The 14,900-nt window shown below is 71.2% G+C and carries 13 protein-coding genes; 8 read left to right on the top strand and 5 right to left on the bottom strand.

Features of this window, described 5'->3' with window-relative positions:
- Positions 1-19 precede the first annotated feature (19 nt).
- The 3 genes from ACFV0T_RS13460 (at position 20) to ACFV0T_RS13450 (ending at position 4,695) form a co-directional block, all read left to right on the top strand.
- Positions 20-1,849, top strand: coding sequence for a PQQ-binding-like beta-propeller repeat protein (locus ACFV0T_RS13460; protein ID WP_385777853.1), 1,830 nt, complete (start codon positions 20-22; stop codon positions 1,847-1,849).
- A gap of 88 nt (positions 1,850-1,937) precedes the next feature.
- On the top strand, positions 1,938-3,746 hold the full coding sequence (locus ACFV0T_RS13455; protein ID WP_385777852.1) for a PQQ-binding-like beta-propeller repeat protein: 1,809 nt from the start codon (positions 1,938-1,940) through the stop codon (positions 3,744-3,746).
- A gap of 253 nt (positions 3,747-3,999) precedes the next feature.
- Positions 4,000-4,695 carry a LuxR C-terminal-related transcriptional regulator gene (locus ACFV0T_RS13450; RefSeq protein WP_385777851.1) on the top strand — a complete coding sequence of 232 codons (696 nt, stop codon included), beginning with the start codon at positions 4,000-4,002 and terminating at the stop codon, positions 4,693-4,695.
- Between the two features lie 101 nt (positions 4,696-4,796).
- Here ACFV0T_RS13450 and argG read toward each other — a convergent pair whose 3' ends face one another.
- The 3 genes from argG to ACFV0T_RS13435 all read right to left on the bottom strand — a co-directional run bounded on the left by argG (position 4,797) and on the right by ACFV0T_RS13435 (position 8,334).
- Positions 4,797-6,245: an argininosuccinate synthase gene (gene argG / locus ACFV0T_RS13445; protein ID WP_385777848.1), complete on the bottom strand. Its 1,449-nt coding sequence runs from the start codon at positions 6,243-6,245 to the stop codon at positions 4,797-4,799.
- Positions 6,246-6,311: 66 nt separating this feature from the next.
- Positions 6,312-6,626 carry a hypothetical protein gene (locus tag ACFV0T_RS13440; protein ID WP_385777845.1) on the bottom strand — a complete coding sequence of 105 codons (315 nt, stop codon included), beginning with the start codon at positions 6,624-6,626 and terminating at the stop codon, positions 6,312-6,314.
- A 22-nt stretch (positions 6,627-6,648) separates the two neighbouring features.
- Positions 6,649-8,334 (bottom strand): sodium:solute symporter family protein, encoded by a 1,686-nt coding sequence (locus ACFV0T_RS13435; protein ID WP_385777843.1) that lies wholly within the window; start codon positions 8,332-8,334, stop codon positions 6,649-6,651.
- A 121-nt stretch (positions 8,335-8,455) separates the two neighbouring features.
- Between ACFV0T_RS13435 and galT the strand changes: the two genes are divergently transcribed.
- From galT to galK, 3 genes are read left to right on the top strand one after another with little or no spacing between them, the layout of a single operon-like run.
- Complete coding sequence (galT, locus tag ACFV0T_RS13430) at positions 8,456-9,520, top strand: galactose-1-phosphate uridylyltransferase (protein WP_385777841.1); 1,065 nt, start codon at positions 8,456-8,458, stop codon at positions 9,518-9,520.
- Entirely contained in the window at positions 9,517-10,494 is a 978-nt protein-coding gene (gene galE, locus ACFV0T_RS13425; protein ID WP_385777839.1) for a UDP-glucose 4-epimerase GalE, read from the top strand. Before galT ends, galE begins: the two co-directional genes overlap by 4 nt.
- A 5-nt stretch (positions 10,495-10,499) precedes the next feature.
- The gene (gene galK, locus ACFV0T_RS13420) at positions 10,500-11,660 is read left to right on the top strand and encodes a galactokinase (protein WP_385777837.1); all 1,161 of its coding nucleotides are present in this window, start codon (positions 10,500-10,502) and stop codon (positions 11,658-11,660) included.
- Between the two features lie 180 nt (positions 11,661-11,840).
- Here galK and ACFV0T_RS13415 read toward each other — a convergent pair whose 3' ends face one another.
- On the bottom strand, positions 11,841-12,296 hold the full coding sequence (locus tag ACFV0T_RS13415; protein ID WP_385778089.1) for a GNAT family N-acetyltransferase: 456 nt from the start codon (positions 12,294-12,296) through the stop codon (positions 11,841-11,843).
- Positions 12,297-12,554: 258 nt separating this feature from the next.
- On the opposite strand from ACFV0T_RS13415, the gene ACFV0T_RS13410 reads away from it, so the two are divergent.
- Positions 12,555-13,328 (top strand): LuxR C-terminal-related transcriptional regulator, encoded by a 774-nt coding sequence (locus ACFV0T_RS13410; protein WP_385777836.1) that lies wholly within the window; start codon positions 12,555-12,557, stop codon positions 13,326-13,328.
- A 79-nt stretch (positions 13,329-13,407) separates the two neighbouring features.
- On the opposite strand, the gene tamR is transcribed toward ACFV0T_RS13410, so the two are convergent.
- The gene (gene tamR / locus ACFV0T_RS13405; RefSeq protein WP_385777834.1) at positions 13,408-13,905 is read right to left on the bottom strand and encodes a MarR family transcriptional regulator TamR; all 498 of its coding nucleotides are present in this window, start codon (positions 13,903-13,905) and stop codon (positions 13,408-13,410) included.
- A 174-nt stretch (positions 13,906-14,079) separates the two neighbouring features.
- On the opposite strand from tamR, the gene ACFV0T_RS13400 reads away from it, so the two are divergent.
- Positions 14,080-14,898 (top strand): trans-aconitate 2-methyltransferase, encoded by an 819-nt coding sequence (locus tag ACFV0T_RS13400; RefSeq protein ID WP_385777832.1) that lies wholly within the window; start codon positions 14,080-14,082, stop codon positions 14,896-14,898.
- Positions 14,899-14,900 lie beyond the last annotated feature (2 nt).

Here is a 14,900-nt window from a genome sequence, read left to right as displayed (position 1 = left end):
GCGAGGGGGAAACACGCTGATGACGCAGCCGCCCAACCAGCCGCCGCCGCAGGGCGGTTTCGGAGCGCCGCAGGGCGGGCCGTCATCGGACGGCCCCGCCCCCGGCTTCGGCGTGGCTCCGCCCCCGCCGCCGGGAGCTCCGCAACCGCAACCCGGTCACGGCCAGCCGCAGCAGCCCGGCCCCTACGGCCCCCAGCAGCAGCCGGGGCCGTACGGGCCGCCGCCGCAGCAGCCCGGCCCGTACGGCCGGCCTCAGCAGCCGGGTCCGTACGGCCAGCCCCAGCAGCAGCCCGGCCCGTACGGCCAGCCCCAGCAGCCGGGTCCGTACGGCCAGCCGCAGCAGCCCGGCCCCTACGGCCCGCAGCCCGGCTACGGCTACCCGCCGCAGCCCCAGTTCCCGGGCACCCCCGGCACCCCGCCGCCCACCGGCTCCCGCAACCCCTTCAAGAGGCGCCCCGCGGTGGCCGTCGGGGCCGCGGTGGTCGCGCTCCTCGTCGTCGGCGGTGTCGTGGTGGCGCTGACGAGCGGCGGTGACGACAAGGGCGGCAAGCCGGTCGCCGGCAAGAGCGACGACGCCAAGGCCACCGCCCCGGTCGACCCGGGCGACGGCAACGGCGGCGGCGCGGGCCCGGAGGACCTCAACGCGGGCCGCAAGCCCGGCGAGGCCAAGGTGCTCTGGTACAAGGAGGCACCCGACGCCCCCGGCTCCGGCGCCGACGCCCCCGGCATGTGGATCACCGACAGGACCGCGGTGAAGGCGGCCTACAAGGAACTCGTCGCCTACGACGTCGGTGACGGTGAGCCGACCTGGGACACGATCACCTTCCCGCAGAAGATCTGCGCGGCCACTCCCGTCAAGACGTCCGACGACAAGATCGTCGTGGCGTACATGGACGGCGTCAGCAGCCGCGCGAAGTGCAACCAGCTCCAGCAGATCGACCTGAACACGGGCGCGAAGGGCTGGAGTGCCGAGGTCGCCGACGGCGCCCTGTTCGACAGCGCGATCTCCATCGAGCTGACGCTCGCCGGTGACACGCTGATGGTCGGCCGCTCGCAGTCCGGCACGGCGTACGACGTCCACAGCGGCAAGAAGCTGTTCGACAAGAAGAGGTACGGCACGGACTGCTTCCCGACCGCCTTCGCCGGCGGCGGGCAGCTGGTCTCGGTGGCGTCCTGCGACGCCACGGGCACCAACGAGCACGAGGAAGTGCAGGGCCTCGACCCGAGGACCGGCAGGACCCTGTGGACGCAGAAGCTCGACAAGGGCTGGAAGGTCGAGCGCGCGTACTCCGTCGATCCGCTCGTGCTCTATCTGACCAACCAGGACAAGAACGCCTGGAACATCTCCACGATCAAGAGCGACGGCACGTTCCGCTCGGAGGTCGGCTTCGACGAGGACTTCGCGCCCGACTGCGGCTGGGCCGTCCTCGACCGCGAACTCCAGGGCTGCCAGGGCGTCGCGGCCGACGCGAACACCCTCTATCTGCCGACCGAGGCCACCGGCGCCAACGAGATCGTCGCGGTCGACCTCTCCACCGGCAAGGAGAAGTGGCGGGCGAAGTCCCCGGCCGACGCGTCGATGCTGCCGGTCCGGGTCGAGGGCGGGAAGCTCGTCGCGTACGTCGAGCCGTCGTACGACGCGGGCGGCCAGGTCGTGTCGATCCCGACGACGGGCTCGGCCCACACCACGACGAAGCTGCTCCAGAACCCGGTGGGTACCGCCCGGATCGAGGGCGGCTTCACCTCCAGGTCGGTCGACTGGGTCGACGGGCGCTTCTACATCTCCTCCACCCGGCTGACCGGGAAGGACGACGCGAGGGAGAAGCTGATGCTCGCCTTCGGCAAGTGAGCCGGGCCGGCCGCTCCGGTCCCGCCTTCTCCGCCGCCGTTCCCCGCTCCCGTCCCCGTCCCTGTCGCGTCCCCGAGGTAGTCAGACCATGAGCCAGCCGCCGCCCCCGCCCCCGAACGAGCCCCCGCAGCAGGGCGGCTTCGGCCCGCCCCCGGGTACACCGCCCCAGCAGCCCCAGCAGCCCCAGCAGCAGGGCGGCTTCGGCCCGCCGCAGGACACGCCGCCGCCCGGTTACGGCTACCCGCAGGCACCCCAGGCGCCCGCGACGCCTCCGCCGCCCGGTTACGGCTACCCCCAGGCACCCCAGGCGCCTCAGCAGCCCCCCGGCTACGGATACCCCAACGCCCAGCCGGGCGCGTACGGATACGGTCAGCAACCCGGCTACGGCTACCCGCAGCCGGCACCGCTCCAGCCCCAGGCGGGCGGACCGGCCGGCGGCGGCCGCAGGCCCAGCGCCCAGCTGCTCATCATCGTCGCGGCCGTCACGGCGATCGCGCTGATAGTCGGCGGCGGCATCTGGTACTCGTCCTCCGGCAAGGACCACGGCAAGAAGGACGACACCGGAAGCTCCAGCGGCGGAACCGGCGGCAAGGACGGCAAGGGCGATACCGGCGGTACCTCCGGCGGCACGGAGAAGGCGCCCGCCGACACCGCCTCCACGCTGCTCTTCCAGGTCCCCATGCCCGTGGTCAAGGACACCAACACCGTGGCCACCAAGGGTTCCTGGCTCACCGACAAGGCGTACGTGAAGACCGGCGCCGCCGAGATCGTCGGCTACGACCCCGACAAGGGCACCAGGCTGTGGACGATCAAGCTGCCCGGTCCGGTGTGCGAGGCCAGCGCGCACGTCACCGAGGACGACAGGACGGCGATCCTCTACGAGCCGGCGATGCCGACCAAGGCCGACCCCTCGCACGGGTGCAGCCAGGTCGCCGCGATCGACCTCGACGCGGGACGGAAGCTGTGGACGAAGACCGTCGCCTCGGGTGACCAGCCCATCACCTTCGACAACATCACCGTCAGCGCCCGTACGGCGGCCCTGGGCAGCACCGAGGGCGGCGCCGCCTTCGACATCGGCTCCGGCAGGCTGCTGTGGTCGCCGAAGGCGACCGACACCTGCTACGACGCGGGCTACGGCGGCGGCGCGAAGCTGGTCGCGGTGCGCAAGTGCGGTGAATACGACGACCGCACGCTCGGCATCCAGACCATCGACCCGGCCTCCGGGAAGGTGATCTCGGAGTACAAGATGGCGAAGGGCATCGAGTACGCCAGCGTCGTGTCGACGGACCCGCTGGTCGTGGCCGCCGACGTCGGCGACAGCGCGGGCGACGGCAGCGGCATCTCGGACTTCTTCTCCATCGACAACAGGACCGGCACACTGCGCACCCGGATCTCGGCGCCGGGCGACGAGTACGCGGCCCACTGCGAAGGCATCAGCAGGATCGAGTACTGCAAGGGCGTCGTCGCCGCCGGCGACCGGCTCTACGTGCCGACCGAGGAGCGCGACGGCACCGAGGCGGGCACCAGGTCCAACGAGATCGTCGCGTTCGACCTGGCCACCGGCAAGCAGACCGGCCAGCGCGCCGACGCGGGCGACGGATACACCATCTCCCCGCTGCGGATGGACGGCGCCGACCTCATCGCGTACAAGCGTCCGCCCTACGACAAGGGCGGCCGGATCGTGAGCATCGACGGCGGCAGCTTCAAGGAGACGACGCTGCTGGAGAACCCGGCGACGCGGGCCGTGCACAACGCGGAGCAGAGCATGCTCCCCGAATACGCGGAGATCCTCTACGAGCGGGGCCACCTGTACATGTCCCAGGTCTTCGCCAGTAAGGCGTTGACCGGTTCGGGGGACAAGGAGTCCCTGGCGATCGCGTTCGCCACCGGCGGCTGAACGGCCCCCGTCGTCCCGCGATCACGGCCCCGTCCCTGCTCAGGGGCGGGGTCGTGCGCGTACCGCTCATCACCCTCGAATGCGAGGAATTTCGGCGATCCGGGGCACTTCTCACGAGTAGGGGGAGCGCAACGTCGAACAAGCGTGTAGCTTCCGGGGGCATGAAGGGCGGGGGTGCCGGGGGGCCCTCTGTCCATGCGGACCAGTGGGCATCCATAGTGGGCATCCATTGGGGGGACTGGGGGGTTGCTCTGTGGGAGTGCGGCTGATGGTGGTCGACGACCACCGACTGCTCGCCGAGGCGCTGGCCTCGGCGTTGAAGCTGCGGGGTCACCGGGTGCTGGCCGCGGCGGCACCGGCCGCCGGTGCGGCGGAACTGGTGATCACCCGCGCGCCCGAGGTGTGCCTGCTGGGCACGGCGGCGCCGGCCGAACCGGGGATCTTCGACCCGGTGATACGGATCAAGCGGGAGCGCCCCCAGGTCGCGGTGCTGGTCCTGGGCCCGGTACCCAGCCCGCGCGGGATCGCGGCGGCCTTCGCCGCGGGCGCCTCGGGCTATGTGCGCCACGACGAACGCATTGAGGGTGTGGAACGAGCCATCATGAAGGCGCGGGCGGGTGAGGCGGCCGTGGCCCCTCAGCTTCTCCAGGGCGCCTTCAGCGAACTGCTCAACCCGGCGGCCCAGCCCGACGACGAGGGCCAGCGCCTGTTGCAGATGCTCACCCCGAGGGAGATCGAGGTCCTGGTCCGGGTCGCCGACGGCGAGGACACCCGGCTGATCGCGGCCGGCATGGGCATCGCCCCGTCCACGGCCCGCACCCATGTGCAGCGCGTCCTGATGAAACTGGGCGTCGGCTCCCGTCTGGAGGCGGCGGCGCTGGCGGCCCGCACCGGTCTGCTGGACAGAGCGGGCCCGCTTCCGCAGGCGGGCGCGGGGCCGGAGTCCTGAGGCGCGTTGCGAAACACGCCCCAGGGGATTCCGGTCCCGCGCCCGGCGGTCCCGCGGACAGGCTGTCCGCGGTGGTGGTCCGTGCCCGGTCGTTCGCCCCGTCAGTCGGTGCCGAACTCCATCGCGGCGCGGTCCAGCAGCTCGTCGTCGTCGGAGACCTCGCCGCGGGAGGCGATGGCCTCGGCGCCGCCCTCCGGCATGGTGTCGATCAGGCCGGTCGCCGCCGCCTGGGCGGCGCCGATCAGCTCGGGGTGGGTCGTGCCGACGATGCCGAGGCCCGCGTACTGCTCGAGCCGGGCGCGCGAGTCGGCGATGTCGAGGTTGCGCATGGTGAGCTGGCCGATCCGGTCCACCGGGCCGAACGCCGAGTCCTCGGTGCGCTCCATCGACAGCTTGTCCGGGTGGTAGCTGAACGCCGGGCCGGTGGTGTCGAGGATCGAGTAGTCCTCACCGCGCCGCAGCCGCAGGGTCACCTCGCCGGCGACCGCCGAGCCGACCCAGCGTTGCAACGACTCACGGACCATCAGGGCCTGCGGGTCCAGCCAGCGGCCCTCGTACATCAGCCGCCCGAGGCGTCGGCCCTCGTTGTGGTACTGGGCGAGGGTGTCCTCGTTGTGGATCGCGTTGACGAGACGCTCGTACGCGGCGTGCAGCAGCGCCATGCCGGGCGCCTCGTAGATGCCGCGGCTCTTCGCCTCGATGATCCGGTTCTCGATCTGGTCGGACATGCCCAGGCCGTGCCGGCCGCCGATGGCGTTCGCCTCCATCACCAGGTCGACCGGGGAGGCGAACTCCTTGCCGTTGATCGTCACCGGGCGGCCCTGGTCGAAGCCGATCGTCACCTCTTCGGCGGCGATCTCGATCTCCGGGTCCCAGAACCGCACGCCCATGATCGGCTCCACGGTCTCCACGCCGGTGTCGAGGTGCTCCAGCGTCTTGGCCTCGTGGGTGGCGCCCCAGATGTTGGCGTCGGTCGAGTACGCCTTCTCGGCGCTGTCGCGGTACGGCAGCCCGTGCGCGACCAGCCACTGCGACATCTCCTTGCGGCCGCCCAGCTCGGAGACGAAGTCGGCGTCCAGCCACGGCTTGTAGATGCGCAGATGGGGGTTGGCGAGCAGGCCGTAACGGTAGAACCGCTCGATGTCGTTGCCCTTGAACGTCGAGCCGTCGCCCCAGATCTGGACGTCGTCCTCGAGCATCGCCCGGACCAGCAGGGTGCCGGTGACGGCACGGCCGAGCGGGGTGGTGTTGAAGTAGGCGCGGCCGCCCGAACGGATGTGGAACGCACCGCACGCGAGCGCGGCCAGGCCCTCCTCGACCAGTGCCGCCCGGCAGTCGACCAGGCGCGCGATCTCGGCGCCGTAGGTCTTCGCGCGGCCGGGCACCGAGGCGATGTCGGGCTCGTCGTACTGGCCGATGTCTGCGGTGTAGGTGCACGGGACGGCACCCTTGTCGCGCATCCATGCGACCGCGACGGAGGTGTCGAGGCCGCCCGAGAAAGCGATGCCGACGCGCTCGCCGGTGGGCAGGGAGGTGAGAACCTTGGACATAGAAAGAGTATTCACCCAAGCGCATGATTATGCAACCAGGACAATGTGGGACCTCGGGCACACGGGCTACTCGGAGGTCTTCTCCTCCTCCGGCGCGACCGGCACAGGCGTCGGGCGCAGCTTCAGCCAGACCAGGAAGAACACGCCCAGCAGCAGCATGCCGAGCCCGGTCCACAGGTTGATGTTGATGCCCTCGGACTTGTCGAGGGAGGCGTCGGACGGGGAGATCCCGGCGGCCGTCACGATGACGCCGTAGACCACGAACAGCCCGCCGATGATGCGGCGCAGGTCGAAGATCCGGGCGGCGGTGGCGGATCGGCCCTCCAGCTCGGTGACCTCGCGCTGGACGTCCTTCTCGGAGTAGCCGTGGTGTTCGGACATGGCGCCTCGGTCCTTTCCGGGGTCAGAGCGAGAACGAGAACGGGATGTAGCAGGCGGCGGCCAGGATCACCGCGCCCCAGCCCAGCAGGGCCGGCCTGCGGTACCAGGCGTCGTCGCCGGCGGCCGGCGGTTCCTGCATGCCGGGGGAGACGGTGCCGTAGACCAGGCCCTGGAGCTGGTCGGCCGGCTTGGGCGCGGTGAACAGGGACACCGCCACCATGACGACCGCGCCCGCGACGAACCCGGCGATGGCCGAGACGAAGTTGGCGCCCTGGTCGGAGGGGATGCCGATGACGCCCTGCTTGTAGAGGACGAAGTAGTTGACCATCGCCGTGACCGTGCCCGCGAGCAGGCCCCAGAAGCCGGACTTCACCGACGCCCGCTTCCAGAACATGCCGACGACGAAGACCACGAACATCGGCACGTTGAAGAAGGAGAACAACGTCTGGAGGTAGGCCATGATGTTGGAGAAGGAGGACGCCAGGAAGGCCGTGCCGATCGACGCCATGACGCCGATCGCCGTGATCAGCCGGCCGAAGCGCACGTAGTACGCGTCCTCGCGGCCCCTGACCACGTACCTCGCCCAGATGTCGTTGGTGAACACCGTGTTGAAGGACGAGACGTTGGCCGCCATACCCGCCATGAACGCGGCGAGCAGGCCGGTCACCGCGATGCCGAGCACGCCGTTGGGCAGGAGTTCCTGCATGAGGTAGGGGATGGCGTCGTTGTACTGGAGGTCCGAGCCGGGCCTGCCGATCCGCGGCACCAGGACCGCCACCACGAGCCCCGGGATCATCACCAGGAACACGATGAAGATCTTCGGGAACGCGGCGATCAGCGGGGTGCGCTGGGCGGCGGAGAGGTTCTTCGCGGACAGGGCGCGCTGCACCTCGGCGAAGTTCGTCGTCCAGTAGCCGAAGGACAGCACGAAGCCGAGCCCCAGGACGATCGTCAGCCAGTTCGCGCCCAGCGGGTTCGCGTCGCCGATGCCCGTGCCGCCCCAGGCGGTGACGAAGTCCGCGCCGTGGCTCCTGGTCAGCGAGTCCGTCAGGCCGTCCCAGCCGCCCACCTTCTTCAGGCCGAGGACCGTGAGCGGGATGAGCGCCGCCAGGATCACGAAGAACTGCAGGACCTCGTTGTAGATCGCCGAGGACAGACCGCCGAGGGTGATGTACGCGAGCACGAAGAATCCGGCGACGACGATGGCCACCCACTGGGGCCAGCCGAGCAGCGCCTCGACGACGATCGCGAGGGCGTAGAGGTTGACGCCGGCGATCAGGACGGCGGCGAAGGCGAACAGCGCCGAACTGAGCAGATGGGCCCACTTGTCGAAGCGCAGCAGCAGGAACTCGGGGACCGAGCGGACCTTGGAGCCGTAGTAGAAGGGCATCATCACCAGGCCCAGGAACACCATGGCCGGGATGGCGCCGATCCAGTACCAGTGCACGGTGTACGCGCCGTACTGGGCGCTGTTGGCGGCCATGCCCAGGATCTCGGTGGCGGCGAGGTTGGCCGAGATGAATGCCAGACCGGTGATCCAGGCGGGTAGGGACCGCCCGGAGAGGAAGAAGTCGAGGCTGGTTCTCACCGAGCGGCGGGCCGCGAACCCGATGCCGAGCACGACGGCGAAGTAGATCGCCATGATCGCGTAGTCGAGCGCGTTGGTGGGCAGCCGCAGTTCCGCTGCCAGGGAAGTGGGGGTTGGCATCCAGGGCTCACCTCGCTTGGTGTTCTTTGTTTGGTTGTGACGCTGACCTACGTGGGGTTTTGTGCTTTGATGTGTTCGGTTCTGTTTGAAGCTTCGCTAGGTGTACGGATGGAGTGCCGTGGTGAAGAAGACCTCGACCCGGCTGGCCGACGGTCGTGAGCTGATCTACTACGACCTGCGGGACGACACGGTGCGCGACGCCGTGGACCGGCGTCCGCTGGATCCCACGGTCACCACTTCGGAAGTACGCAGGGACGCCCTGCTCGGCGACTCGGTCGCCGTCGCCTCGCACCGCCAGGGCCGCACCTACCACCCCCCGGCCGACGAGTGCCCGTTGTGCCCCTCCCGGGGCGACCGGCTGAGCGAGATCCCGGACTCGTCGTACGACGTCGTCGTCTTCGAGAACCGTTTCCCCTCGCTGGCCGGCGACTCCGGCCGCTGCGAGGTCGTCTGCTTCACCTCGGACCACAACGCTTCCTTCGCCGACCTCACCGAGGAGCAGGCGCGACTGGTGCTGGACGCGTGGACCGACCGGACGTCCGAGCTGTCGCATCTACCCTCCGTGGAGCAGGTGTTCTGCTTCGAGAACCGCGGTGCCGAGATCGGAGTGACCCTCGGCCATCCGCACGGGCAGATCTACGCGTACCCCTTCACCACCCCCCGCACCGCCCTGATGTTGCGCCAACTGGCCGCGCACAAGGAGGCCACGGGCGGCGAGAACCTCTTCGACGCCGTCCTGGAGCGTGAACTCGCCGACGAGCGGGTCGTCCTTGAGAGTGAACACTGGGCGGCCTTCGTGCCGTACGCGGCGCACTGGCCGTACGAGGTCCACCTGTACCCCAAGCGCCGGGTCCCCGACCTGCTCGCGCTCGACGAGGGGGCCCGCACAGAGTTCCCCCAGGTTTATCTGGAAGTCTTGAGGCGCTTCGACCGGATCTTCGGGGAGGTGGGTGAGCCTCCGACGCCCTACATCGCTGCCTGGCACCAGGCACCGTTCGGCGCGCTGGAGGAGTTCGACGGGGTCGGCCGCGACGATTTCGCGCTTCACCTCGAGCTTTTCACCATCCGCCGCACTTCCGGCAAGCTGAAGTTTCTCGCGGGTTCCGAGTCCGGCATGAACGTGTTCATCAACGACGTGCCGCCGGAGCGCGCGGCCGAGCGACTGCGAGAGGTAGCGAGTTCATGAGTGGGAAGTACCTGGTCACCGGTGGCGCGGGGTACGTCGGCAGCGTGGTCGCCCAGCATCTGCTGGAGGCCGGCCACGAGGTCACCGTCCTCGACAACCTCTCGACCGGCTTCCGCGAGGGCGTGCCGGCCGGTGCCGCCTTCGTCGAGGGCGACATCCGCGACGCCGCCAAGTGGCTGGACTCCTCCTACGACGCCGTCCTGCACTTCGCGGCCTTCTCCCAGGTCGGCGAGTCGGTCGTGAAGCCGGAGAAGTACTGGGACAACAACGTCGGCGGCACGATGGCGCTGCTCGGCGCGATGCGCGACGCGGGCGTGCGCAAGCTCGTCTTCTCCTCCACGGCGGCCACCTACGGCGAGCCGGTCGACACCCCGATCACCGAGACCGACCCGACGGCCCCGACCTCGCCGTACGGCGCCTCGAAGCTCGCCGTCGACCACATGATCACCGGCGAGGCGGCCGCCCACGGCCTGGGCGCGGTCTCCCTGCGCTACTTCAACGTGGCCGGCGCCTACGGCGCGCAGGGCGAGCGCCACGACCCCGAGTCCCACCTGATCCCCCTCGTCCTCCAGGTCGCGCAGGGCCGCCGTGACGCGATCTCGGTCTTCGGCGACGACTACCCGACCCCGGACGGCACCTGCGTGCGCGACTACATCCACGTCGCGGACCTGGCGGAGGCCCACCTGCTGGCCGTGCGGGCCGCGCAGCCCGGCGAGCACCTGATCTGCAACCTCGGCAACGGCAACGGCTTCTCCGTCCGTGAGGTCATCGAGACGGTCCGCCAGGTCACCGGCCACCCGATCCCCGAGGTGGTCGCGCCGCGCCGGGGCGGCGACCCCGCGGTCCTGGTGGCGTCCGCCGCCACCGCCCGCGAGAAGCTGGGCTGGCAGCCGTCCCGCGCGGACCTCGCGGGGATCGTCGCGGACGCGTGGGAGTTCGCGCAGTACATCGCAAGCAGCGCAAAGGAGCGGTAGTGGTAGTGGGGGCACAGCGGGTTCAGGTCAGGGACGGCTTCGCCGAGTTGTACGGCGCCGAGCCGGAGGGGGTGTGGTCGGCGCCGGGCCGGGTCAACCTCATCGGCGAGCACACCGACTACAACGACGGCTTCGTCATGCCCTTCGCGCTGCCGCACACCGCGGTCGCGGCGGTCTCCCGGCGTACCGACGGCGTCCTGCGGCTGCACTCGGCGGACGTCGAGGGCGGCGTCGTCGAACTCACCCTGGACGACCTCGCGCCGGGGAGCGACAAGAACTGGACGGCGTACCCGGCGGGCGTGGTCTGGGCGCTGCGCGAGGCCGGCCACGCCGTCACCGGAGCCGACGTCCACCTCGCCTCGACCGTCCCGTCGGGCGCGGGCCTGTCCTCCTCGGCGGCCCTGGAGGTCGTCGTCGCGCTGGCCCTGAACGACCTGTACGAACTCGGCCTCCAGCGCTGGCAGCTGGCCCGCCTGTGCCAGCGCGCCGAGAACGTCTACGTCGGCGCGCCCACCGGCATCATGGACCAGACCGCGTCGGCCTGCTGCGAGGCCGGCCACGCCCTGTTCCTGGACACCCGCGACCTGTCCCAGCGGCAGATCCCCTTCGACCTGGCCGCCGAGGGCATGCGTCTGCTGGTCGTCGACACCCAGGTCAAGCACGCCCACAGCGGCGGCGAGTACGGCAAGCGCCGCGCCGGCTGCGAGAAGGGCGCCGCGCTGCTCGGCGTCGACGCCCTGCGGGACGTCGCGTACGCCGATCTGGACACGGAGCTGGAGCGGCTCGGCGACGAGGAGGAGGTGCGCCGGCTGGTGCGCCATGTCGTCACCGAGGACGAGCGGGTGGAGCGCGTCGTGGCCCTGCTGCGGGCCGGCGACACCCACGCCATCGGCCCCGTCCTCACCGAGGGCCACGCCTCCCTGCGCGACGACTTCCGCGTCTCCTGCCCGGAGTTGGACCTGGTCGTCGACACCGCGCTTTCTGCCGGCGCGCTGGGCGCCCGCATGACCGGGGGCGGCTTCGGCGGCTCGGCGATCGTCCTGGTCGAGGAGGCGGACGTGGCGACGGTCACCAAGGCGGTCGAGAACGCCTTCGCCACCGCCGGCTTCACCGCGCCGCGGGTCTTCGAGGCAGTCCCGTCGGCGGGCGCCACCCGCCTGTCCTGAACCCCGGGGGCCCGTACTCCGGGCCCTGTCCGGCCCGCGCGATGGTCCCGGTTCTGCGTACGGCGCCCCACCCGGGGCGCCGTGCAGCACATCCCGTCAGACGCCCCCCGGGGGCTGGGTCCGGCATCCGGCTGAGCCGCGCCCGGGGGAGGGCTCAGCCGAGCCCGCCCGGGGGAGGGCTCAGCCGAGCCGCTTCGTCAGCGTGTACTCCGTGATCCCCGGCGGGTAGTCGGGAATCACGCACACCACCTCGTACCCCCGCTTCCGGTAGAACTCGGGCGCCTGGAAGTCCCAGGTCTCCACCCGCGCCGACCGGCACGCGCGCTGTTCACGCGCGATCCGCTCCGCCCGCTCCAGCAGCAGGGAGCCGAGCCCCGTCCCCCGGTGGCGTTCGTCGACCCACAGGTAGGTGACGTGCAGCCAGGCCGTCCAGGTGTGGCCGACCAGGCCGCCGGCCAGGTCACCCGCGGTGTCCGACGCCCAGATGTGCAGCGGGAGTTCGCGTTCGTCAGGGGTGCCGCGCAGCGCGCGCAGGACCGGGGAGGCCGCCGTGTTCGTGTCGCGCAGGCGCTTACGGAGCAGATCGCGCCGCTCTTTGTCGACTTCCGCCTCAATACGAAACATGCGGCACACCATAAACGCCCTGGCCAACCAGTTCTGCAAATCACCTTCCGCTGCGGGCCCCCGGCCGTACTCTGTTGAACAGCACCGGTGGGGGCCGGTGCTGATCAGGGGGCGAGACAGTCGGGTACGACGCCCGCATCGGGGGTAGCAGTTTCCGCACGGCGGCGGCCGAGCGGTGGCGCCGACCCCGGGCGTCGTACCCGCACCGGTCGGCGTCCTCCGGACGGTGGGGTGTCCCCTGCTCTTCGGGAGCTTGGGGAAGGGGGTTTCGTGGTTCGTATCCGAGTCCTGGTCGTCGACGATCACCGTATCTTCGCCGAGTCGCTCGCCGCGGCACTGGCGGCGGAGCCGGACGTCGACGTCTCCGCGGCCGGCAGCGGCCCGGCGGCACTGCGCAGCCTGGAGCGCGCGGCCGCCGAGGGGCGCAGGTACGACGTGCTGCTCGTCGACGCCGATCTGGGCGGCAACGCGCCGGGCGTGCGTCCTGCGGTACCCGTGCAGGAGGTGGGTGAGGACGGGCTCGTCGACGGGATATCCCTGGTCGCCGGGGTCCGTTCCGGCCAGCCTCATGTGCGCACGGTCGTCCTGGCCGAGAAGGACGACCCGCGGCGGGCCGCGCTGGCCCTCCAGGCCGGGGCCTCCGGCTGGGTCGCCAAGGACTGCTCGCTGTCCCGGCTGCTGACCGTGATCCGCGGAGTGCTGCGCGACGAGACGCATCTGCCGCCGGCCCTGCTCACCGGCGTCCTGCGCGAGTTGACCGCCGCCCGCAAGCACCGCACCGAGAGCGAGCGGCTGGTGGAGTCCCTCACCCCGCGCGAGCGGGAGGTGCTGCGCTGCATGGTCGCGGGCCTGGGCCGCAAGGCCGTCGCCGAGCGCCTGTTCCTCTCCCCGCACACCGTGCGCACCCATATGCAGAACGTCCTGGGCAAGCTGGGCGTGCACTCCACCCTCGCCGCCGTCGCCCTCGCGCGACGCGCCGGGGTCGGACCGGTCGACCTGGGCTCCGCCGGGCGGATCGGGGTGGAGGAGAGCAGCAGCGCCTGACCAGGGCGCCTGACGCGGCCAGTACCCGGACGTACGCCCCTGGCGTCGGACGACGCCTGATGTCGCCCGACGACGGGCCCTAGCCGGGGATGTTGTCGAACGGCGCGGTCAACTGGCGCAGCAGTCCGGCAAGTTCGCCGCGCTGGGCGCGGGAGAGCTCCGCGAGGATCGCCCGTTCCTGGTCGAGGAGTCCGGCGAGGGCCTGGTCCGCGCGGTCCTGGCCCTCGTCCGTCAGCCGCACCAGCACACCACGACGGTCACTGGGGTCCGGCAGCCGCTCCACCAGGCCCTTCTTCGTCAGCCGGTCGATGCGGTTGGTCATGGTGCCGGAGGTGACGAGGGTCTGGGTGAGCAGCTGCCCCGGCGAGAGTTGGTACGGGGCTCCGGCGCGCCTGAGCGCGGTCAGGACGTCGAACTCCCAGGGCTCCAGGCTGTGCTCGGAGAACGCGAGGCGACGCGCGCGGTCCAGGTGCCGGGCGAGCCTGCTCACCCGGCTGAGCACCTCGAGCGGCTCCACGTCGAGGTCCGGGCGCTCCCGGCGCCACGCTGCGACCAGCCGATCGACCTCGTCCTCCATGACGATCAGTGTAATGGTTGTGTCGACATGAAGTCTCTTGACGTCAAGATATCTCGGAGGGCAGTCTGGAGATCGACCACTCTCGGTGGCCGTCGACCGTGCGTCCGACGGCCGTCGAGCGCGCACCCGTCGACCGGCGACCGCGCACCCGGTGACTTCCGAGGAGGCCCGCCCATGCCTGCCACCAGCCCCACCTGGGATCCCGCCCAGTACCTGCGTCACGCCGGCCACCGCGCCCGCCCCTTCGCCGACCTGCTCGCCCGCGTCCCGGACCTCCCCGGCGACCGGCCCCGGATCGCCGACCTCGGCTGCGGCCCCGGCAACGTCACGGTCCACCTCGCCGAGCGCTGGCCCGCCGCGCACATCACCGGCTACGACAACTCGCCGGAGATGCTCGACAAGGCCGACGTGGACCACGCGGGCCCCACCCCGGCCGGCGGCCGCCTCGACTTCGCCCACGCCGACGTGCGCACCTGGACGCCCCCGGAGACGTACGACCTGATCATCAGCAACGCCACCTTGCAGTGGGTGCCCGGACACGTCGGCCGGTTCGGCGACTGGGTCGCCGCCCTCGCGCCCGGCGGCACCTTCGCCTTCCAGGTGCCCGGCAACTTCGACGCCCCCAGCCACCGGCTGCTGCGCGACCTGGCCGGCTCCGCCCGCTGGCGGGACCGCCTCGCCGGGACCCTGCGCCACGACGACGCCGTCCTCGCCCCGGTGGCCTACCTGGAACACCTGGCCGACCTCGGCTGCGCGGCGGACGTCTGGGAGACGACGTACGTCCATCTGCTGACCGGTGCCGACCCCGTCCTCGACTGGGTGAAGGGCACCGGGCTGCGGCCGGTCCTCACCGCACTCGCCGACGACCCGGGGGCCCGCGAGGAGTTCCTCGACGGGTACCGGGCCGCCCTGCGCGAGGCCTATCCGGCGGGCGCCCACGGCACCCCGTTCCCGTTCCGCCGTATCTTCGCCGTCGCACGCAAGGAGGCCTGAGC

The organism is Streptomyces sp. NPDC059582 (genome assembly GCF_042735715.1).
GTDB lineage: Bacteria > Actinomycetota > Actinomycetes > Streptomycetales > Streptomycetaceae > Streptomyces.
This window is presented reverse-complemented; position numbering and strand designations above follow the sequence as displayed.